Genomic DNA, 21435 nt, shown 5'->3' on the forward strand with positions numbered 1-21435 from the left:
GCGCGGGCCTCGGGGCGTGACGGCGTTCCGGCTGCGGAACGGGATCGGCCCCGAGTGTAGCCATCCATGGCCCCGCTTGCGCCGTTCGTCCACCAGCGCTGGAACCGGCCGGGTGCGACCGCTAGGGTGTCCGGGCAACTGGGGAGTGGTATGCCGATGATCCGTCCAACGCGCCCGTGCGCGCCCGCCAGGGCCTCCCGTCCGGGCGGCTTCACCCTGATCGAGCTGATGGTCACCGTGGCCGTGATCGGCATCCTGGCCGTGGTCGGCGTGCCGGCGATGGCCGGCCTGGTCAACGCCAACCGCATCACCGCGGCCAACGAGAACCTGACCGCGGCGCTGCAGCTGGCGCGTGCGGAGGCGATCCGGCGCGGCGCCAGCGTCGAGGTGTGCGCGACGACGGACGGGGAGACCTGCGCCGACCAGGCAGACTGGAAGGAGTGGGTCGTGATCGGGCGCGACAACGCCGCGTCCGATGAGACCGGAAGCGAAGTCATCGACGTTATCCGCTACGAGGCGCTTCCCGGAAACATGGAGTTGGTGGGGCCGGAAGAGGGGGTCGTTTTCCGCCCGTCCGGCCTGCTGGATGCGGAGCAGACCTTGACTGTCTGCCTGCCGACAAATTACCCGTCCCAGAACCAGCGCGTCGTGACCGTCATGCTCGGTGGCGGGGTGCGTTCAGACAAGGCGAGCGGTGGAGGAAGTTGTTCGTGATCGCATATTCATCCAGACAGGCACGTCCATCGGCTGGAGGCCGCCTGCGGGCGCGCCGCGGCATGGACGGCCTGAGCCTGATCGAGATCCTGGTCTCGGTCGTCATTCTCGGCATCGGGCTGCTTGGCGTCGCGGCGATGCAGTCGCTGGCGCTGCGCGGCGGCCAGAGTTCGCTCGAGGCCAGCCAGGTGGTCATGCAGAGCAACGCCATCATCGAGGCCATGCGTGCCAATCGTGCGGATGCCGCCGCTTACAACACTGCGGGCATGGTCTGCGCCGCTGGCGCTGGCGGCACACTGGCCCAGAACGATCTGGCGAACTGGATCACGTCCTTGAAGGCGAACGTCAGTGGGCCGGCCGCCGGTGACGACGTGACCACATGCGGCCAGATCACGGGCTGCCCCGACGCCTGCGAGGTCACCATTCGGTGGGATGATTCGCGCGCCGGCGGTGACGACGAGCGCGAATTCGCCACGAGGACGCGCATATGAGCAGGTCCAGACTCCGCAGGGGCGCCGCCGCCACCACGATGGCCGGCTTCGGTCTGACGGAACTGATGATCGCGATGGTGCTCGGACTGATCGTGATCGGTGCCGCATTCGCCATCTTCCAGACCAGCCAGACCACTTTCCGCTCCAACGAAGGGCTGAGCCGGATCCAGGAAACCGCCCGGGCGGCCTTCGAACTGATCTCGCGCGATGTTCGCGCGGCCGGCGGCTCGGCGTGCTCGAACTTCTCGGCGGTGGAAGGTGCGGATGCGCGAACCATCCAGTTCAGGGATAACGCCGTCAGCGGGACCACCGACTCACTTCGGGTGGTGTCTGGCGATGACACCGCCTATCGTGTCGTGGGCTCGACTGCCGGTTCGGTCACGCTGCATGCCGATGACGTGGATGCAGCCAGCGACGTATTCGCAGTCAACGATTTCCTGATCCTGTGCAATGCCCGGAAGACCCATGTGGTTCGGGCTACGGGCGTGACGGGTCACACCGTCACGTTCGCCGCCTTGCCGGGTGGCTATGTCCCGACAGCAGACATCTATGCGCCGCCCGCCGCCGTCGTGCTTGCGCGATATCGCGACGTGAACTGGTTCGTCGCCGGGCACGGACGTCCGGGAGGGGGAAGTTCTCTCTTCGTTTCGCGCAATGGTGGCGATCCGGAAGAGGTTGCGGAAGGCGTGGAGGGGATTGCGTTCTCCTACCTTGAAACCGGTGAGGACGATTATGTGGACACCCCGGCGGATTGGCGTCAAGTGGTTGCGGTGCGCGTCACGATGACCTTGGTCGGGGCAGACGTCGACGGCAACCAGCTGCGTCGTACTGCGTCCAACGTGGTCAGCATGAGAGGGCGTACGCTGTGAAATCGCAAAACATCCGCCCCCCGCTCAAAGGCGCTCGTGCTGAGCGCGGCATTTCGCTGGTCATCGTCCTTATCCTGCTTGTGGCAGTCTCGGTGCTCGGCATCGCCGTGTTGCGCAGCTCGGCCATGCAGGAACGCATGAGCGCCAACTTGCGGGACCGCAATCTCGCCGTGCAGTCGACCGAAGCCGCGCTTCGCTTTGCCCAGGATCAGGTCCTCGCGGGCGCCGCATGGGACACCAACGTGCCTGACGGTGACAGTTGCTCGGAGGACGGCATCTGTCCGACTGGTTCTGCTCCCTCCTGGCAGGACCTGCCCGATACCCAGTACGACAGTGATCTGATCCCGGAGCCGCCCCAGTACTGGATCGAGTACCTGGGGCAAGGGCCGGCCCGCAGGGGCAGCTGTGACCAGATCCCGCAACCGCTCGACTGCTTCAGTCCGATGTATCGCGTGACGGCACGTACCCGCAGCGAAGGGCGCGCCGACGTCACCATGCAAGCCAACATCATCAGCCGCATCCCGGAACCGGGGACCTGAGTCATGAAGACACGTTCGATCAATTCTCGCCGCCGCTCAGTTCGTGGGTCGGGTCGTTCCTGGTGGGCGGCGCCATTCGCGTTGCTGTCGACCCTGCTCGCATTACCCGCGAGCGCGGGGATCGCGATACCGGATCAGCCGCTGATCATCGGCTCTCGCATCCCCCCGAACATCCTGTTTCTGCTCGACAACTCGGGATCGATGGCGGACACGTTCTTGCCGGATGGGATACCGACCGGATGGGCCAGACAGGCCTATACCCGAAACAGGATCTATTACAATCCGAACGTCGTCTACCAGCCTTGGGTGGATTCCACCGGGGCGGTCATGACCGGGGGCCAAGACTATCGGAATGCCTATTCCCACATCGTTCTAGTCCCGCCCTTCAACAACGGCACCACCGACCTGCGCGACTCCGAGCAGACGTTCTATGTTCCCAAGAATTCGGCCGGAGATCTAACCGATCTGGCGAACTACTGGCGCTACCAGATTCACGAAGACGAGGTCATCGTCAGAAGTGAGTGGACTACGCGGTCTGGTGGCTGGCCTTCTTACAATCAAGGCCTTTCCAACAGGAACTGTTCTACGGGTGGTGGAACCAACTGGCGTAACTGCACGGAGGCGTTGCCCACGACACGCACCGCAGCTCAGGAGCGCCGAAACTTCGCGACTTGGTATTCGTACCATCGCTCCCGGTCGAAGGTTGCCAAGGCCGCCGTCGGTCGTGCATTCGCCGAGATCGGCGGTGAGTATCGGGTTGGTTACAGAAATATCTGGAACGACATGCGGACGAGCGGGTCGAGTGGCGGGGTGAACTGGGGCAGTCATCCAATCTCCCAGTCCAAGCCGATTCCGGTTGCTTGGAACAAGGGCTTGTTCGAGGATCCCAACGGTCCCGGAGGCGCCGACAACAACAAGACCGCATGGTATCAGCGACTGTATGCAGAAGACGCGGCTGACTCTACGCCTCTGCGCGAGGCGCTCTACAACGCGGGCAAGTATTTTGAAGATGACAGTTCGTCGACAGGTCCTTGGGGTGAGGGTATCGGCGGGGCCGCTGTCGATCATTTCGCCTGCCGCCAGAACTACACGATCCTGACCACCGATGGGTACCGCAACGATTCCGACGGCTGGAGCAAGGTAGGTGAGGAAGACAATAGCGAGGGCGAAGTCATCACCAGTCCTTTCGGCGACAGCTATCAGTACGTCCCCACAGCGCCATACGCAAGCGAGCATTCGAGCAACCTCGCCGATATTGCGATGCGGTTCTGGAAGCGCGACCTGCGACCAGACCTGGATAACGTGGTCGCGAAGACTCCCGCGAATCCCGCGTTCTGGCAGCACATGGTGACGTTCGGGATTTCCCTCGGGGCCGCGGGGACATTGGATCCAGAATCGGACCTCCCGGCCCTGACGGCGGGAACTAAGTCGTGGCCGTATCACACCAATTTGAACCCGAGAAGCATCGACGACTTCTGGCATGCGTCGGTCAACGGGCGGGGCAAGTTCGTCGTCGCCAGCGACGCCGACGAATTCTCGCAGGCATTGAGGGGCGCGCTGAGTGAGATCGCCACGCGAGATAGCTCCTTCTCGAACGTTGCAAGTAACTCTGTGTCGCTGGATACCGGATCTCAGGTGTTCAACGCCAGCTACGTGACCGGAACTTGGACTGGCACGCTGGCCGCGCGTGAGGTGACCGCCTCCGGCGTCGAAGCCGACCCCGACTGGACGGCGTCGTTGCCCGATTGGGATGACCGCAAGATCTTCACCTCCACCGGGACGGCCGGGGCCCAGTTTCCCACCACCGCGCAGCGCGCATTGCTCGGACGCACCGGCGGCAGTTTGAACTTTCCGGTGACGGCTGCCGACAATGCGGATTACATCAAGGGTGACGAGAGTAACGAGGCCAGTGAAGGCGGCCTCCTGCGAAATCGCTCGACGAAGCTCGGCGATATTATCGGCTCGTCGCCGGCCTATGTGAAAGACACCAACACGCTCTATGTCGGGGCGAACGACGGCATGCTGCATGCCTTCGACGCCAGCAACGGTCGGGAACTGTTCGCGTACGTGCCGAACATCATCAACTTCGGCCACCTTTCGACGCTGAGTCGTGGCGACTACAGCCACAAGTTCTTTGTGGATGGGCCGGTGGTCGTGTCCAGTCGTTCGCTGACGCCTGCCAAGAACATACTGATCGGATCGCTCGGGAGGGGCGGCAAAGGACTTTTCGCTCTCGATGTCACCGCTCCGGGAACAGTGAACGCCGCTGGCCTTTTCAAGTGGGAGCGTTCGAATACCCCTGGCGGGCACATGGGGCTCGTGCTGAACAAGCCGCTATTGTCCAGGGTGGGTACGGGCGTGGTTGCCGCGGTTTTTGGCAATGGGATCAACAGCACCAACGATCGGGCAGCACTGATGGTGCTGAATGCCGAGACGGGTGCGGTCATTGCCGAAATCGACACTGGGGCGGGGTCCGCGGCAGCCCCGAACGGGCTGTCGGCTGTGACCGGCATCGTTGGCGCCGACGGTCGGACCCTCGCTTACGCATACGCCGGCGACATGCTCGGTAATGTGTGGAAGTTCGACCTCACGGATGCGTCGCCGGCCGCGTGGACGGCGACCCGGCTCTTCACGGCGACCAATGACGACGGTGCCGCGCAGCCGATCAGCGGAGCGATCACGATCGCCAGTCATCCAATCAGAAGCCAGCGCTGGCTGTTCTTCGGAACCGGGCGTTACCTGACCGCCGACGACATCAGCACTTCGGGTGCCGACGTCCAGAGCATGTACGGATTCATCGACGAGGGCGCGGCGATCGAGCGCTCCGATCTGACCGAGCGTACGATCGCGGTGACGGATGAGTCGCTTAACGGTTATCCGGTGCGGGCGTTCGAGGAACGATCCGGCCTGCCTGTCGACTCCAAGGGCTGGTACATTGACCTTCCGGAAAGTGGCGAGCGAATCATCCAGGATGCGCAGGTCGTCTCCACCTTCCTGGTGACTGCCAGCATGATTCCCTCAGGAAATGCATGTAATCCCGACGGCGGCGGATACATCAATGCGCTCGACGCCTTCACCGGTACAAGCGCGGGGGCGAGCTATTTTGATCTCGGTGGTGAAGCCGGGACGGACGACTCGGTCATTGGCGATGACGACCTGCCGGTCGGCTCGGTCGATGTGCGCACGGGCATGCCGACGCTTCCGAACCTGTTGCGCGGCCTGATCGTGGTCGGCGGCACCGGCAGCGGCAACCTGCGGGGACTGAGGACGCTCACACCTCGCTGGGACCGCGCGTCCTGGCGTGAGATCAGGGGAGAGTGATGGTCATGCAGAGGAACGCCGCGCGCCGCAATGTCTCGGGCTTCAGTCTGGTCGAGTTGATGGTTACGGTGGCGATCATTGGCATCCTGGCCTCGATCGCATTGCCGAGCTACAACGAACACGTCATGAAGGGGCGACGCGTCGGGGGGGCGGCGTGCGCAGCGGCAGTGGCCCAGGCAATGGAACGCCACTACACCACCGCGCTGACGTACGAAGATCATCCGGACGTGGACGAACTGGACAACCGTTGTGATCCGGATGCGCTGCGCTTCTACGACATGGATGTGGTGGACGTGGGGCCCAAGGCCTATACCGTCACCGCCGAGCCCACCGGGCGGCAGGCGAGCGACTCGTGCGAAACCCTCAGTCTCGACGCGGCCGGCACGAAGTCACCGGATACGGTCGGCTGCTGGTAATGTCGGTATCGCCCCAACCAAAACGCACAAGGCCCGCATCGCTGCGGGCCTTGTCGTACCGGAATCTGGCGCCCGAAGTTGGACTCGAACCAACGACCCCCTGATTAACAGTCAAGTGCTCTAACCGGCTGAGCTATTCGGGCGGGCAGGAGATTGTAGACGGCGCCCGGGAGCCGGGCAAGCCGCTGGCCCTGGATGCACCCCGTCGCGGCCTTGGCGTCATGGCCCGTCGGAACCCGTTCAGCCCGGGCACGCGGCGGGCGTGGTGGGCCGGAACGTGCGCGGGCGCCCAGCGTTGTTCACGATCACGGCCCCCAGCAGAATGCCGTCGCCGTTGCAGACGGAGATGGTGAGGTTGGTGCCTGCGCTGCGGCCATCGGGCATGTATCGCAGCTGCGGCCGCCCGGTCGTGCCGAGCAGCCTGAGGGAGCGGCTCATGGGCCCTGACTCGGCACGCAGGATGTCCTCGCCGGCATCGGGCTCGCGGTTGCCGTCGCGGTCCAGGAACATCATCCAGCCGCCGCTCCAGTCCGTGGATCCGTCGCAGGCTGTGCCACTGCGCGAAGGGCACAGGACGGCAGACTGGCGGTACGTGATCGCCGCCATCCGGGCCAGCTGCATCTGGGTCGCCAGCGCGCCCATGGCGGCCCCCGCGCGCTGGCGCTCCAGCAAATCTCCCATCACCGGTGCCGCGACCGCGGCACAGACCGCCAGGATGGCGACCGTCAGCGTCATCTCGACCAGGGTGAACCCGCGCAGCTGCTTCCGCATCACAATGCCCTCCATGGCGTTGGGCGCTCAGCATCGCGCCTGCGAGCAGGGCGCGGCCATCAGCCATGGCCGGCCGGCGGGGTAGGAAAACGCCCTATCCGCCCCCATCACGAGGGGTCGCTAAACTGGCGTGCCCGTCCCCCGCTCCCACATGACGAATCCCCTGCATCCCGCCACGTTCCAGCTCGTCTCGCCGTACCAGCCGGCCGGCGACCAGCCGCAGGCCATCGAGAAGCTGATCGAGGGCTTCGAGAGCGGGCTGGCGCGGCAGACCCTGCTCGGCGTGACCGGCTCGGGCAAGACCTACACCATCGCCAACGTGATCCAGGCGGTGCAGAAGCCGACCCTGGTGATGGCGCCGAACAAGACCCTCGCCGCGCAGCTGTACGGCGAGTTCAAGTCGTTCTTCCCGCACAACGCGGTCGAGTATTTCGTCAGCTACTACGACTACTACCAGCCCGAGGCCTACGTCCCGTCCACCGATACGTTCATCGACAAGGACAGTTCGGTGAACGAACACATCGAACAGATGCGCCTGTCGGCGACCAAGGCGCTGCTGGAGCGGCGCGACGCGATCATCGTCTGCACCGTGTCCGCGATCTACGGCCTGGGCGATCCGAACGAGTATTTCCGGATGGTGCTGCACATGGTGCGCGGCGAGCGCATCGACCAGCGCGAGCTGATCCGCCGCCTGACCGAGATGCAGTACGCCCGCAACGATACCGAGCTGCGGCGCGGCACCTATCGCGTGCGCGGCGAGGTGGTGGACGTGCACCCGGCCGAATCCGACGACGAGGCGCTGCGCATCGAGCTGTTCGACGGCGAGATCGAGAAGCTGACCCAGTTCGACCCGCTCACCGGCGAGACGCGCCGTTCGCTGGCGCGTTACACCATCTATCCCAAGTCGCACTACGTCACCACGCGGCGCACCACGCTCGAGGCGATCGAGGCGATCAAGCTGGAACTGCCGCAGCGTCTCGAGCAGTTCTACGCCCAGAACAAGCTGGTCGAGGCGCAGCGCCTGCAGCAGCGCACCCAGTTCGACCTGGAGATGATGGCCGAGGTGGGGTACTGCAACGGCATCGAGAACTACTCGCGCCACCTCACCGGGCGCATGCCGGGCGAGGCGCCGCCCTGCCTGTTCGACTATCTGCCGCCCGATGCGCTGCTGGTGGTGGACGAATCGCACGTGACCGTGCCGCAGGTGGGCGCGATGTACAAGGGCGACCGCTCGCGCAAGGAGACGCTGGTGGAGTTCGGATTCCGCCTACCCTCGGCGCTGGACAACCGCCCGCTGCGGTTCGAGGAATGGGAGCTGCGTTCGCCGCGCACGATCTTCGTGTCCGCCACGCCGGGCAAGTACGAGATCGAGAAGTCGGAAGGGCAGGTGGTCGAACTGGTGGTGCGTCCGACCGGCCTGATCGATCCGGAGGTGGAGATCCGCCCGGTCGCGACCCAGGTGGACGACGTGCTGGGCGAGATCCACCAGCGCGTCGCCATGGGCGACCGCGTGCTGATCACCACGCTCACCAAGCGCATGGCCGAGAACCTGACCGAGTACCTGGGCGAGCACGACGTGCGCGTGCGCTACCTGCACTCGGACGTGGACACGGTCGAGCGCGTCGAGATCATCCGCGACCTGCGCCTGGGCAAGTTCGACGTGCTGGTGGGCATCAACCTGCTGCGCGAGGGGCTGGACATGCCCGAGGTGTCGCTGGTGGCGATCCTGGACGCGGACAAGGAAGGCTTCCTGCGCTCCACCGGCTCGCTGATCCAGACCATCGGCCGTGCCGCCCGCAACCTGCGCGGCAAGGCGATCCTGTACGCGGACCGGATCACCGATTCGATGAAGCGCGCGCTGGACGAGACCGACCGCCGCCGCCAGAAGCAGGTCGAGTACAACACCGAGCACGGAATCACCCCGCAGTCGGTGGTGCGTGCGGTGATGGACATCATGGAAGGCGCCCGCGACGAACCGGCGGCGGCGCGCGCGGCCGCCGGGCGCGGCAAGCGGGTGGCGGACACGGCCGAGGACTACGCCGCCCTCGACCCCTCGAAGCTGGCGGCCAGGCTCAAGGCCCTGGAGCAGCAGATGTACCAGCACGCCCGCGACCTGGAGTTCGAGGACGCGGCGCGGGTCCGCGACGAGATCCGCAAGCTCAAGGAAGCCACGCTCGCGGGCTGAACGGGCGGGGCGGAGGATGGCAAGCCCGGTCGGGTTCGGCTAGAATTCGCCTCCCGCCGCGTTGGTGGGACCCTTGCCCTCGGCCAGTCCGGCCGGCGGTCAGGGAAGCAGTCATCGGGCGACGCCCGGAGGTCTGCGCATTTCGGGCGGTTAGCTCAGCGGTAGAGCACTACCTTGACATGGTAGGGGTCACAGGTTCGAACCCTGTACCGCCCACCAAACGACAACCTGGAGTTGTTCTTTGGACCCGAACCCGCCGCCTGGCGGGTTTGTCATTTGCGGCCGGCCACACTGCGCCACCAGGCCTCTACGCCTGATGCTGAGCTGACCTCGCGACCGGCCCGGGGTCTCTGGTTCATCGACATGGCTCCGAATCGCTCTTGTCGAAGAACGGTCATCGATAACGCTGGGCCGTGTCCCGTCGGCCGGGGATCGCGGCAAGCAGGACAGGGATGTCTTGCGCGCGAGTCAGGGCTGGATGCCCTGACCGAGCGGATAGCGATTCCCGGCCGACGGGGCGCGGCGTCGACCCGAAGACGGGAGCGGAGGAAGCCAAGCGCTTCGGCGTCTCCTCGAACGGGAAGAAGGCCAAAAAAATGCCCCGGCCGGGGGAGGGCCGGCCGGGGCTGCAGCGGCGCGGGGAACGCCGGATCAGAAGCGGTAGTTCACGCCCAGCAGCCAGGTGCGGCCCCACTCGATGTGCTCGAGCGGACGGTCGCGGGTGCCGGCGTAGGTGCGGTAGGACTCGTCGGTGATGTTGCTCGCCTGCAGCAGCACGCTCAGGCCGCCCAGCCCGGTCTCGTCGCCGAAGGCATAGCTGACCTGCGCATCGGTGATGTTTTCGCCGACCACGTAGCGCAGGGTGCGATCGCCGTCGAAGTTGCCGATCTCGCCGATGAAGTCCGAGCGCCGCCGCTGGCTGACGCGCGCCTCGAAGCCGCCGCGCTCGTAGTAGGCGGTGAGGTTGTACACGCGCTTGGACAGGCCGGGCAGCATGACGTTCTCGCTGCCGACGCTGCTCTGGGCGTTGGGCGGCGGCGGGATGGTGATGTCGCTGTCGTTGAAGCTGGCGCTGGCCACGATGCCGAAGCCGGTGAGTGCCGGCGCGAACAGGTCCAGCGGCAGCGACGCGGTCAGCTCAAGGCCGCGCAGCGATCCGCCTTCGCCGTTGTAGGGAGCGGTGAAGCGTCCCGTGGTCTGGGTAGGCGGCTCGTTGGGACCCGGCACGTAGTCGACCAGCAGGTCGCTGAAGTCGTAGCCGTCGCGCGCCTCGGTGTAGATGTAGGTGCGCAGGTCCTTGTAGTAGAACGCGGCCGACACGTAGGCGCGCTGGCCGAAGTACTTCTCGTACGACAGATCGAATGCGTACGCGCGCCAGGGATCGAGCTCCGGATTGCCGCCCGACCCGCCCGGCTCGCCGGTGGCGGTGTTGACGCCGAACTCGAGCGAGGCGCGCAGCTCGTCCACCCGCGGGCGTGCGATCTGCTCGGCCAACGCCACGCGCAGGGTCTGGTCGGCGGGCAGCGAGAAGGCCAGGTTCATACTCGGCAGCACGTCGGTGTACGACTTGCCGCGGGTGATCGGCTGCACGTTCTGGCCCTCGGGCAGGGTGGCGTCCCAGTAGCGCGAGGTGGACGACTGGTCCACGCGTTGCACCTGCACGCCGAAGTTGCCGCGCACCGGCACGCTGCCCCACTGGGTGTCGAGGTTGGCGCGCGCGTAGCCGGTGGTGATCTCCTCGTCGACCCGCCAGGCCTTGGGAATCAGGTACGACAGGTCGTCGACCGGGATGAAACTCATGTAGCGCGCGACCGCCTCGGGCACGTTCCAGGACGGGATCATGCCCACGCCGGCGAAGCCGAGGTCGACCAGGCCGTACTGCAGGTCGTCGGCGATCGGCGTGTCGCCCTGCGGGCCGAGGTTGATGTTGCCTTCGGGTTGCCACTTGCTCTTCTGGCGGTCGGCATAGTTCAGGCCCAGGTCGAAGTCGACCAGCCACGCCGCGGCTTCAGGCGCCGGAATCGAGGCATCGATCCGGAACGCGCGCAGCTCGTCCTCCACCCGCGGGGTCTTGCCGTAGCCGGAGCCGTAGATGGTGTTGGTGAGGTAGAGCGAGCCGGGGTCGGAATAGTCGAGCGTGGGCGACAGCTGCGAGAATCCGTCGCTGCGGTAATCGAGCGTGACCGAATCCAGCTGCGGCGCCGGCAGCAGCTGGGTATTGTTCTCGAGCACGATCTCGTCGCGTTCGGTCTTCGAGTAGCTGACGTCCGCGTTGAGTTCGACCGCGCCCAGGGTGAAGGCGTTGTTCCAGCCGAAGGCGTTGATCTCGTCCTCGCGCTGGTTGTACATGCCGCGCACGAGCGGGTAGACGTTGTTGGCGACGCCGCCGGTGAAGGTGCCGTCGGCGTTGATGGCCGGATTGGTCACGTCCAGGCGGATGGCGCCGTTGGTCCCGTTGTAGTCGCCCAGGGGGATCTCGAACTGGTTCGCCGTGCTCACCTGGTCGGCCTGCGAATGGAACAGGTCGAGCGTGCTGGTCCAGGCGTTCGACGGCCGGAACTGCAGGGTCATCATCACGCCGTCGCGCTCGGTGTTGCCGGTACGGCGCAGCGCCTTGATGCCGTCGGAGTAGTACGTGCCGGCCGGAACGCCGGGGCGCCAGCCCTCGCCGATGGGCTGCCACGGCTCGTACAGGCCGACCTGGTTCTCCTGGATTGGCGTGTTCGAGTGCGAGTAGCCGATCGAGAAGCCGAAGCGGCGGTCGTCCGAGCGGGTGATGTAGCTGGCGTTGATGCGCTCGCCGTAGCCCGACGCGTCGGCCGCGTTGCCGAGCGAGTTGTGCTGGCCGCGTACGCTGATCACGCCGGTCGGCTCGTCGAAGCTCAGCGGGCGCACGGTCTGCATGTCCAGGGTGCCGGTGAGGCCCTGGCCCACCAGGCGCGCGTCGGGGGTCTTGTACACGGTGACGCCGCTGATCAGCTCGGACGGATACTGGTCGAACTCGACGCTGCGGTTGTCGCCGGTGCTGACCATCTCGCGCCCGTTGAGCAGGGTGGTCGAGAAGTCGGGCGACAGGCCGCGCACGCTGATCACCTGCGCACGTCCGGCGACGCGCTGCGCGGACAGGCCCGGCAGGCGCGCCAGCGATTCGGCGATGCTGACATCGGGCAGCTTGCCGATGTCCTCCGACGAGATCGCCTCGACGATCGAGGTGGACTCGCGCTTGACCGAGATCGCGCTCTCGATGCCGCGGCGGATGCCGCGCACGACGATCGTGTCGAGTTCGGAGGCCTCGGCCTGCGGCGTTTCGGCCGGGTCGTCGGCCTGCGCGTCCTGCGCATGGGCCTGTGCGGCGGCCAGCGTGATGGCGGATGCGAGCGCCAGGCTCAGCAGGTTGCGCTGTGGATTCAACATGTCCCCTCCCGAAGGATCAGTCGACGTCTGTGATGTGTTCCGGCGCGTGCGGACGCGTTCGCATGCGCCGTCTCCATGGCTGGATTCGATGGTAGGCGTGCAGCGGGCGCACCGCGCCGCGCTGCATACGTATTCATGGCGTTGCGGGCGGCGGTTCCGTGTCGCCGGACAGCTGCGCGTACCAGGCGCCGTGCGCGGGCAGCACGAGTCCGGCGGCATCGCAATGCGCCTGCGCCAGACCGTGGCCGGCGAGCGGCGAGTACGTGCGCGCCCATGGCGGCAGCGTCATCGATGCCGGCGTGCCGCCGAGATTCAGGACCACCAGCACCCGCTGCGCCGCGGTTTCGCGCACGAAGGCGAGGATCGGCTCCGGCGCATCGATGAAGCGGATGGCGCCATGTCGCAGCGCGGGCTGGGCACAGCGCCAGCGCAGGAACGCGCGCACGCCGTTGAGCACCGATGCCGGATCGGCCTCCTGCGCCTGCACGCTGATCGCCAGGTGTTCGGGCGGCACCGGCAGCCAGGGCTCGCCTGCGCTGAAGCCGCCGTTCGCATCCGCGGTCCACGGCATCGGCGTGCGGCAGCCGTCGCGGCCCTTGAAGTTGGGCCAGAACGCGATGCCATAGGGGTCGCGCAGCGCGTCGAACGGCACGTCGGCCTCGGGCAGGCCCAGTTCCTCACCCTGGTACAGGCAGACCGAGCCGCGCAGCGAGCACACCAGCGCCACCAGCAGTTTCGCCAGCTCCGGCGAAGCCTGGGCGCCGCCCCAGCGGGTCACCGCGCGGCGGACGTCATGGTTGGAGACGGCCCAGCACGGCCAGCCCTCGGTCATGGCCGATTCCAGCCGTTCGACCGTGTCGCGGATGTGGCGCGCGCTGAAATCATCGGTGAGCAGCTCGAAGCTGTAGCCCATGTGCAGGCGCGAGGGCGTCACGTACTCGGCGGTGGTCGCCAGCGAGTCCTCCGAGGAAATCTCGCCCAGCGCGGTGGCGCCCGGGTAGCGGTCGAGCAGCCCGCGCAGCGCCTCGAGGAACGGCAGGTTTTCCGGCTGGGTGTTGTTGTAGTGGTGGTACTGGTAGGCGTAGGGATTGTCCGTGCTGAAGCCGCGTCCGGTGCGCAGCTGCGCCGGCTTGGGCGGGTTGTCGCGCAGCTGGCGATCGTGGAAGCAGAAGTTGATCGCGTCCAGGCGCAGGCCGTCGATCCCGCGGTCGAGCCAGAACCGCACGTTGTCCAGCGTCGCCTGCTGCACTTCGGGATTGTGGAAATTGAGGTCGGGCTGCGAGGCCAGGAAGTTGTGCAGGTAGTACTGCTCGCGCCTGGGTTCCCAGCGCCAGGCGACGCCGCCGAACAGCGACATCCAGTTGTTCGGCGGCGTGCCGTCGGGCCTGGGATCGGCCCAGACGTACCAGTCCGCCTTCGCGTTGTCGCGGCTCATCCGGCTCTCGCGGAACCACGCGTGCTGGTCGGAGGTGTGGCTCAGCACCTGGTCGATCATGACCCGGATGCCCAGGCCATGCGCCTTGTGCAGCAGGCGGTCGACGTCGTCGAGCGTGCCGAACAGCGGGTCGACATCGCGGTAGTCGGCGATGTCGTAGCCGAAGTCGGCCATCGGCGAACGGAAGAACGGCGAGATCCACACCGCGTCGACGCCGAGGCTGGCGACATGGTCGAGCCGGTCGATGATGCCGGGCAGGTCGCCCACGCCATCGCCGTTGGTGTCCTGGAAGCTGCGCGGGTAGATCTGGTAGATCACCGCGCCGCGCCACCATGCCTGCGTGCTGCTTCCCGACACCGTGTCCTCCGCGACATCGTTTGGTGGCGCGCACTATTCCACAGCCATCCGCCCCGCGACCGCCGCGGATGCGTCGGAAGCGATGAATACGTATGCATCGCAACGATGCACGACATGCCTGCCGCATGACTGGAGTGGCGAAAAAAAGCATGAAACAAGCGGTTTCCGCGCATCTGCGTGGCTGGAGGTGCGCCGCGTGCGGCCGGCGGACGCGCGCCACATCGCCGCCCTTTGTGGTCACAATGCGCCCCATCGCAACGGGGAGCGCGGGTCGGATGGCGAGCAAGCCGCAACTGACGTTCTGGCAGATCTGGAACATGTGCTTCGGATTCTTGGGCATCCAGTTCGGCTTCGCGCTGCAGAACGCGAACGTCAGCCGCATCTTCCAGACGCTCGGCGCGGACATTGACCAGGTGCCGGGACTGTGGATCGCCGCGCCGCTGACCGGCCTGCTGGTGCAGCCGGTGATCGGCTACTTCTCCGACCGCACCTGGACCCGTCTGGGACGTCGCCGCCCGTACTTCCTGTGGGGCGCGATCTTCTCCACCCTCGCGCTGCTGGTGATGCCGAACTCTCCCGAGCTGTGGATCGCGGCTGGCATGCTGTGGATCCTCGACGCGTCGCTGAACGTGTCGATGGAACCGTTCCGCGCCTTCGTCGGCGACCAGCTGTCGCCGCGCCAGCGCCCCACCGGCTATGCGATGCAGAGCTTCTTCATCGGCGTGGGATCCGTGGTGGCGAGCCTGTTGCCCTGGTTGCTGGCCAAGGCCGGCGTCGCCAATACCGCCGCCCCGGGCGAGGTGCCCGACACCGTGCGCTACGCTTTCTATGCCGGCGGCACGGTGCTGTTGCTCGCCATCGTGTGGACGGTGCTGCGCACGCGCGAATATCCGCCGGAGGTGCTGCGCGCGTTCGACGATGCCGAACCCGAGGGACGCCCGCGCGGTGTCGCGCCGGTTCCGCGCGCCGCCGGTGGCTGGCCCTGGCTGCTGGCCGGCCTGGTGGGCGCGGGACTCGTCTGGCGCCTGGGCTGGGATCGCCTGCTGTACGTGCTCGCCGCGCTGCCGCTGGCCTACGGATCGCTGCGCGTGATCGCCCCGCGCTTGCGCCGCGACGCCATGCTGGCCTCGCTGACCGCCGACCTGCACGCGATGCCGGCGACCATGCGCCAGCTCGCGGTGGTGCAGTTCTTCTCCTGGTTCGGCCTGTTCTGCATGTGGATCTACACCACCGCCGCCGTCACCCGTGTGCATTACGGCACCACCGATACCGCGTCGGCGGCCTGGAACGACGGCGCGAACTGGGTCGGCGTGCTGTTCGCGGCCTACAACGGGTTTGCCGCGCTGGCGGCGATCGCGATCCCGTGGATGGCACGGCGGTTCGGCCTGCGCGGCAGCCACCTGTGCAACCTGTGGCTCGGCGGGCTGGGGCTGCTGTCGATCGCCGTGATCGGCGATCCGCAGTGGCTGCTGCTGTCGATGGTGGGCGTCGGCTTCGCCTGGGCGTCGATCCTCTCGCTGCCCTACGCGATGCTCTCCGACAGCCTGCCGGCGGAGAAGATGGGCGTGTACATGGGCATCTTCAATTTCTTCATCGTGATACCGCAACTGGTCGCGGTCAGCACACTCGGCGTGGTGCTCTCACGCGTGCTCGGCGGCGAGCCGGTGCGCGTGCTGGTACTCGGCGGCATCAGCCTGCTGGTGGCGGGCCTGTGCGTGCTGCTGGTGCGCGACGACCGCAGCCGCGCGCCGGCCGTATCCGTAGCTTCCGGAGCGACTTCGTGATCTCCATGCGCCTGCTGTCCTGCCTCTGCCTGACTGTACTGCTGTCCGCCTGCGCAAGCGCTCCCGCGCCGCGCGTCGAGGTCGACGAGGCGTACGGCACACTCGAACCGTTCGCGTCCGAGGCGGTGTACTTCGTCGTCACCGATCGCTTCGTCAACGGCGATCCGGGCAACGACCACCGCGACCAGGGCGGCGCGCGCCGTACCTTCGACATCCCGCTGCCGCCGTGCGACGGCGTGGCCGGCAACATCGGCTACCTGGGCGGCGATTTCCGCGGCCTCGCGGACAACCTCGACTACATCCGCGACCTCGGTTTCTCCGCGGTCTGGATCACACCGGTGGTCGACAATCCCGACGAGTCGTTCACCGGCGGCGAACCGCCGGGCTGCGGCAGCAGCCTCGCCGATCGCGGCAAGACCGGCTACCACGGCTACTGGGGCGTGAACTTCTTCGAGCTCGACGAGCACCTGCCCAGCCCCGGCATGGGGTTTTCCGACCTGGCCGCGGCGATGCGTGAACGCGAGATCCGGCTGGTGCTGGATATCGTCGGCAACCACGGCTCGCCCGCCTGGGGCATGACGACCGACCAGCCGAAGTTCGGCAAGATCCACGGACGCGACGGGCAGTTGCTCGCCGACCACCAGAACCTGCCGCCTGGCCGGCTCGACCCGGCCGGCAATCCACTGCACGCGTTCTACAGCGACGTCGGTCCGGTGGATGCGGCGCAGGGCTCGATCTACGACGGCAACCTCGCGCAGCTGTCCGATTTCGATGCCGCCAACCCCGCAGTGCTGGACTACCTGGTCGAGGCGTACGCGCACTGGATAGAACAGGGCGCCGAGGCGTTCCGCATCGACACCATCGGCTGGATGCCGTCCTCGTTCTGGAAGCGGTTCTCCGACCGCATCCGCGCGAAGCGACCTGGCTTCTTCATGTTCGGCGAGGCCTTCGATTACGACGCGGCCAACATCGCCGTCCACACCCGGCCCCGCAACGGCGGCGTGAGCGTGCTCGACTTCCCGATGAAGCAGGCGATGGACGAGGCGTTCGGGACGAAGCAGGCCGGCTTCGAGCGACTGGCGCAGGCCCTGTTCCTGGACCAGGCGCCGTACGCGAACGTCTACGACCTGGCCACGTTCTACGACAACCACGACATGCCGCGCATGGATGCCAGCGACGAAGGCTTCATCGACGCCCACAACTGGCTGTTCACCGCGCGCGGCATTCCGGTCGTCTACTACGGCTCCGAAACCGGGTTCATGCGCGGACGCGGCGAGCACGCCGGCAACCGCAACTACTTCGGCCAGGCCCGGATCGATGCCGCACCGCAGAGCGCGATCCACCGCGCGCTGCGCCGCATCGCCAGCGTGCGTCGCGACACCCCGGCCCTGCAGCGGGGCCTGCAGGTGCCGCTGCGCCTGCAAGGAGACACCGCCGCGTTCTACCGCATCCACCAGCACGATGGCACCGCGCAGACCGCGCTCGTCCTGCTGAACAAGGGCGACCGGGCGCAGCGCATCGTGATCGAAGAGATGGTCCAGCCGGGCGAATGGCGCGATGCCTTCGACGGAACGCCGGTCCGGATCGACGCGCGCATCGACATCGAGGCGCCCGCGCACGGCGTGCGGGTGCTGCTGCGCGACGCGCCGGTGGATGCACCGGCACTGAAGGCCGCGCTGGCGAAGGCGATGGCGCGTCCGCGCCCGGAATGAAGGCGATGCCGCCCATCGGGGCCGGTGCGATGTCGGGACGATCGGGTGGAAAGCGGCGACGCCCGACCGGACCCGTGACGCGCGCGGGTATGTGGGTCGCGGCCTAGGGCAGCGCGCCGCTCGAGCGTCGCACCACCAGGGTCGTCTCCAGGCGCGTGCTCTCGGCCGGCTCGCAGTTGACCAGGCGCACCAGCGCCTCCACCAGCAGTTCGCCGGCCCGGATCGTGTCCTGCACCACCGTGGTCAGCGCAGGGGTCGCGATGCGCGCGGCCGGGATGTCGTCGAAACCGACGATCGCCACGTCCTCGGGGATGCGCAGTCCGCGCGCCTGCAGCGCATGCATGGCGCCGATCGCGATCAGGTCGCTGGCCGCGAACACCGCGTCGAACGGCAGTCCGCGCTCGAGCAGCGCGGTCGCCGCCGCGAAGCCCGAATCCTCCGCGCTTTCGGCATCGACCTGCAGCGCGCGGTCGAGCCCGGTGCCGCCGGCGGAACGCAGCCCGGCGTCGCATCCGGCGAAGCGGTCGAGAAACTCCGGGTAGTGATTCGACGCATCGCCGAGAAAGGCGACCTGCCGACGGCCGAGCGCGCCCAGGTGTTCGCCGGCCTGCCGCCCGCCGCCGACGTTGTCGCAGCCGATCGACAGCCCCGGCTGGTCCGGCATCACCGCGCCCCAGCGCACGAACGGCGTGCCCTGTTCGACCAGCTTGGTCAGCTTGCCCTGGTGGGCGAGATAGTCGCCGTAGCCGAGCAGGATCAGGCCGTCGGCCTTGTGGCTGTCGCCGTACTCGGCATGCCAGTCGTCGGAGAACTGCTGGAACGAGATCAGCAGGTCCTGGCCGTGGCGGGCGCAGGCGCGGGTGATCGAGCCCAGCATCGGGAAGAAGAAGGGGTTGATGTGCGACTCGTCCGGGGTCGGATCCTCGAACAGCAGCAGCGCCAGGGTGCCGGCGTGCTGGCGCCGCAGCCCGGAGGCGTTCTTGTCGACCTTGTAGTTGAGCTGCTCGGCGATCGCCAGGATCCGCTTGCGGGTCTCCTCGTTCACCATCGGGCTGCCGCGCAGCGCACGCGACACCGTCGGCTGGGATACCCCGGCCAGGTGGGCGATGTCGAGCGAGGTGGGCTTGCCGCGGATGGTCATGCACAGGCGCCTGGGGCAGGGCGGCATGATGCCACCGGCCCCCGCGGGCGCCGCGACGCGCCGCAGCATCGCCCGATCCGGGGTAGAATCGCCGCCACGGACCCGACCACGAGGTGGCCCGCGGAAACGCCGGCCGAGCGTGCGACATGAGCACTTCCACCGCCCATCGCTGAGACGTACACGAGGCCATCCGCAGGGCGCCCTCGTGGCGCTTTTTTGTTGGCTGCGGCATTGCCTCGGGCGCCCGGGATCCGGGAATCGACACACCGGATCCGCCGGGTCCGCGCCTGCGGCGCCGACGCCACAAGGCCACAGGCCGGCCATTCCTACCCGTTTTCCGAACCCGGTTTCGACCATGATCACGATCACGCTCCCTGACGGCAGCCGCCGCGAATTCGACCACCCCGTCACCGTGATGGAGGTGGCGCAATCCATCGGTCCCGGTCTGGCCAAGGCCACCGTCGCCGGCAAGGTCGACGGCCGCCAGGTCGACGCCTCCGACCCGATCGAGCACGACGCCAGCCTGCAGATCCTCACCGCGAAGGACCCGGAAGGCGTCGAGATCATCCGCCACTCCACCGCGCATCTGGTCGGGCACGCGGTCAAGCAGCTGTACCCGGACGCGAAGATGGTGATCGGGCCGGTGATCGAGGACGGGTTCTACTACGACATCTGGTACGAGCGCCCGTTCACGCCGGACGACATGGCCGCGATCGAGGCGCGGATGCGCGAGCTGATCGCGCAGGACTACGACGTGGTGAAGCAGGTCACGCCGCGTGCCCAGGTGATCGACACCTTCATGCAGCGCGGCGAGACCTACAAACTGCGCCTGATCGAGGACATGGGGCCGGAGGTCACTGCCATGGGCCTGTACCACCACCAGGAGTACGTCGACATGTGCCGCGGTCCGCACGTGCCGAACACGCGCTTCCTCAAGTCCTTCAGGCTGCTGCGGATCTCCGGCGCCTACTGGCGCGGCGACTCGAAGAACGAGCAGCTGCAGCGCATCTACGGCACCGCCTGGGCCGACGACAAGCAGCTCAAGGCCTACATCCAGCGGATCGAGGAAGCCGAGAAGCGCGACCATCGCCGCATCGGCAAGGCCCAGGAGCTGTTCCACCTGCAGGAAGAAGCGCCGGGCCTGGTGTTCTGGCATCCGAAGGGCTGGGCGGTGTGGCAGGTGGTGGAGCAGTACATGCGCCGCGTGTACCGCGAGACCGGCTACGGCGAAGTGCGCTGCCCGCAGATCCTCGACGTCGAGCTGTGGAAGAAGTCCGGCCACTGGGACAACTACAAGGACAACATGTTCTTCACCGAGTCCGAGAAGCGGACCTACGCGGTGAAGCCGATGAACTGCCCCGGCCACGTGCAGGTGTTCAATCAGGGGCTGCACAGCTATCGCGACCTGCCGATCCGCTACGGCGAGTTCGGCAGCTGCCATCGCAACGAGCCCTCGGGCGCGCTGCACGGCATCCTGCGCGTGCGCGGCTTCACCCAGGACGACGGCCACGTGTTCTGCACGCCGGACCAGGTGGAGGAAGAGGTGCGTGCATTCCACGCGCAGGCGCTCAAGGTCTACGAGGACTTCGGCTTCGACGACATCCAGATCAAGATCGCGCTGCGCCCGGAATCGCGGTTGGGCGACGATGCCACGTGGGACCGGGCCGAGGCCGCGCTGCGCGACGCGTTGCGCGCGTCGGGCGTGGACTGGCAGGAGCTGCCCGGCGAGGGCGCCTTCTACGGCCCCAAGATCGAATACCACCTCAAGGACGCGATCGGGCGCACCTGGCAGCTGGGGACCATGCAGGTCGACTTCATGATGCCCGGTCGCCTGGGCGCCCACTATGTCGACGAGCAGAGCCACAAGCAGGTGCCGGTGATGCTGCACCGGGCCATCGTGGGCTCCATGGAGCGCTTCATCGGCATCCTGATCGAGCACCACGCGGGGGCATTCCCGGCCTGGCTGGCACCGGTGCAGGCGGTGGTGATGAACATCACCGACGCCCAGGCCGAGGCCGTGCAGGACGTGGTCAAGTTCCTGAATTCGAAGGGATTCCGGACCCGGGCGGACGTGCGCAACGAGAAGGTCGGCTACAAGATCCGCGAGCACAGCCTGCAGCGGGTGCCCTACCTGCTGGTGGTCGGCGACCGCGAGCGGGAGGCGGGTGCGGTGGCGGTCCGCACCCGGGGTGGCGAGGACCTGGGCAGCATGCCTGTCGACGCCTTCGCGACCCGGCTGGCGGCAGAATCGCACGCGTGACGGTTGTATCGTGGGCGGATTCCGTT

General features: G+C 67.1%; 14 protein-coding genes and 2 tRNA genes. 11 read left to right on the forward strand and 5 right to left on the reverse strand.

The window, feature by feature from the left end:
- Positions 1-156: 156 nt before the first annotated feature.
- The 6 genes from QFW81_RS16660 to QFW81_RS16685 are packed head-to-tail and all read left to right on the forward strand — an operon-like array spanning position 157 to position 6350.
- Positions 157-714 (forward strand): GspH/FimT family pseudopilin, encoded by a 558-nt coding sequence (locus QFW81_RS16660; protein ID WP_280580350.1) that lies wholly within the window; start codon positions 157-159, stop codon positions 712-714.
- Positions 711-1205: a type IV pilus modification PilV family protein gene (locus tag QFW81_RS16665; protein WP_280580351.1), complete on the forward strand. Its 495-nt coding sequence runs from the start codon at positions 711-713 to the stop codon at positions 1203-1205. Before QFW81_RS16660 ends, QFW81_RS16665 begins: the two co-directional genes overlap by 4 nt.
- Complete coding sequence (locus QFW81_RS16670) at positions 1202-2074, forward strand: PilW family protein (protein ID WP_280580352.1); 873 nt, start codon at positions 1202-1204, stop codon at positions 2072-2074. Before QFW81_RS16665 ends, QFW81_RS16670 begins: the two co-directional genes overlap by 4 nt.
- Positions 2071-2613, forward strand: coding sequence for a pilus assembly PilX family protein (locus QFW81_RS16675; protein ID WP_280580353.1), 543 nt, complete (start codon positions 2071-2073; stop codon positions 2611-2613). The genes QFW81_RS16670 and QFW81_RS16675 overlap by 4 nt, the downstream gene beginning before the upstream one ends.
- 3 nt (positions 2614-2616) lie before the next feature.
- Positions 2617-5934, forward strand: coding sequence for a pilus assembly protein (locus tag QFW81_RS16680; protein WP_280580354.1), 3318 nt, complete (start codon positions 2617-2619; stop codon positions 5932-5934).
- A gap of 5 nt (positions 5935-5939) precedes the next feature.
- Positions 5940-6350 (forward strand): type IV pilin protein, encoded by a 411-nt coding sequence (locus QFW81_RS16685; RefSeq protein WP_280580355.1) that lies wholly within the window; start codon positions 5940-5942, stop codon positions 6348-6350.
- Between the two features lie 66 nt (positions 6351-6416).
- Here QFW81_RS16685 and QFW81_RS16690 read toward each other — a convergent pair.
- Together QFW81_RS16690 and QFW81_RS16695 are read right to left on the reverse strand one after the other, a co-directional pair.
- Positions 6417-6493 (reverse strand) — tRNA-Asn (locus tag QFW81_RS16690).
- A gap of 97 nt (positions 6494-6590) precedes the next feature.
- On the reverse strand, positions 6591-7121 hold the full coding sequence (locus QFW81_RS16695; protein ID WP_280580356.1) for a GspH/FimT family pseudopilin: 531 nt from the start codon (positions 7119-7121) through the stop codon (positions 6591-6593).
- A 151-nt stretch (positions 7122-7272) separates the two neighbouring features.
- Between QFW81_RS16695 and uvrB the strand changes: the two genes are divergently transcribed.
- Together uvrB and QFW81_RS16705 are read left to right on the forward strand one after the other, a co-directional pair.
- Positions 7273-9306 carry an excinuclease ABC subunit UvrB gene (gene uvrB / locus QFW81_RS16700; RefSeq protein ID WP_280580357.1) on the forward strand — a complete coding sequence of 678 codons (2034 nt, stop codon included), beginning with the start codon at positions 7273-7275 and terminating at the stop codon, positions 9304-9306.
- 144 nt (positions 9307-9450) lie between these two features.
- Positions 9451-9525: transfer RNA gene (locus QFW81_RS16705), tRNA-Val, on the forward strand.
- Positions 9526-9957: 432 nt separating this feature from the next.
- Here QFW81_RS16705 and QFW81_RS16710 read toward each other — a convergent pair.
- On the reverse strand, positions 9958-12720 hold the full coding sequence (locus QFW81_RS16710) for a TonB-dependent receptor (protein WP_280580358.1): 2763 nt from the start codon (positions 12718-12720) through the stop codon (positions 9958-9960).
- A gap of 133 nt (positions 12721-12853) precedes the next feature.
- Positions 12854-14512, reverse strand: a complete 1659-nt coding sequence (locus tag QFW81_RS16715; RefSeq protein ID WP_280580359.1) for an alpha-glucosidase family protein — start codon at positions 14510-14512, stop codon at positions 12854-12856.
- A 275-nt stretch (positions 14513-14787) separates the two neighbouring features.
- Here QFW81_RS16715 and QFW81_RS16720 point away from each other — a divergent pair, with 275 nt between their 5' ends.
- On the forward strand, positions 14788-16296 hold the full coding sequence (locus QFW81_RS16720) for an MFS transporter (protein WP_280580360.1): 1509 nt from the start codon (positions 14788-14790) through the stop codon (positions 16294-16296).
- A 5-nt stretch (positions 16297-16301) separates the two neighbouring features.
- Positions 16302-18008 carry an alpha-amylase family glycosyl hydrolase gene (locus tag QFW81_RS16725; protein WP_280580552.1) on the forward strand — a complete coding sequence of 569 codons (1707 nt, stop codon included), beginning with the start codon at positions 16302-16304 and terminating at the stop codon, positions 18006-18008.
- A gap of 103 nt (positions 18009-18111) precedes the next feature.
- Here QFW81_RS16725 and QFW81_RS16730 read toward each other — a convergent pair whose 3' ends face one another.
- The gene (locus QFW81_RS16730; protein WP_280580361.1) at positions 18112-19149 is read right to left on the reverse strand and encodes a LacI family DNA-binding transcriptional regulator; all 1038 of its coding nucleotides are present in this window, start codon (positions 19147-19149) and stop codon (positions 18112-18114) included.
- A 355-nt stretch (positions 19150-19504) separates the two neighbouring features.
- Between QFW81_RS16730 and thrS the strand changes: the two genes are divergently transcribed.
- On the forward strand, positions 19505-21409 hold the full coding sequence (gene thrS, locus QFW81_RS16735) for a threonine--tRNA ligase (RefSeq protein WP_280580362.1): 1905 nt from the start codon (positions 19505-19507) through the stop codon (positions 21407-21409).
- The last annotated feature ends 26 nt before the right edge of the window (positions 21410-21435 follow it).

This window comes from Luteimonas kalidii (assembly GCF_029887935.1).
GTDB classification, from domain to species: Bacteria; Pseudomonadota; Gammaproteobacteria; order Xanthomonadales; family Xanthomonadaceae; genus Luteimonas; species Luteimonas kalidii.

Bases quoted from the DNA above. Each gene is read 5' to 3' on its own strand.
- QFW81_RS16725 (WP_280580552.1), top strand. From the start codon at position 16,302: ATGCGCCTGCTGTCCTGCCTCTGCCTGACTGTACTGCTGTCCGCCTGC.
- QFW81_RS16685 (WP_280580355.1), top strand. From the start codon at position 5,940: ATGCAGAGGAACGCCGCGCGCCGCAATGTCTCGGGCTTCAGTCTGGTC.
- QFW81_RS16660 (WP_280580350.1), top strand. From the start codon at position 157: ATGATCCGTCCAACGCGCCCGTGCGCGCCCGCCAGGGCCTCCCGTCCG.
- uvrB (WP_280580357.1), top strand. From the start codon at position 7,273: ATGACGAATCCCCTGCATCCCGCCACGTTCCAGCTCGTCTCGCCGTAC.
- QFW81_RS16695 (WP_280580356.1), bottom strand. From the start codon at position 7,121: ATGCGGAAGCAGCTGCGCGGGTTCACCCTGGTCGAGATGACGCTGACG.
- QFW81_RS16720 (WP_280580360.1), top strand. From the start codon at position 14,788: ATGGCGAGCAAGCCGCAACTGACGTTCTGGCAGATCTGGAACATGTGC.
- QFW81_RS16710 (WP_280580358.1), bottom strand. From the start codon at position 12,720: ATGTTGAATCCACAGCGCAACCTGCTGAGCCTGGCGCTCGCATCCGCC.
- QFW81_RS16680 (WP_280580354.1), top strand. From the start codon at position 2,617: ATGAAGACACGTTCGATCAATTCTCGCCGCCGCTCAGTTCGTGGGTCG.
- QFW81_RS16730 (WP_280580361.1), bottom strand. From the start codon at position 19,149: ATGACCATCCGCGGCAAGCCCACCTCGCTCGACATCGCCCACCTGGCC.
- QFW81_RS16670 (WP_280580352.1), top strand. From the start codon at position 1,202: ATGAGCAGGTCCAGACTCCGCAGGGGCGCCGCCGCCACCACGATGGCC.
- thrS (WP_280580362.1), top strand. From the start codon at position 19,505: ATGATCACGATCACGCTCCCTGACGGCAGCCGCCGCGAATTCGACCAC.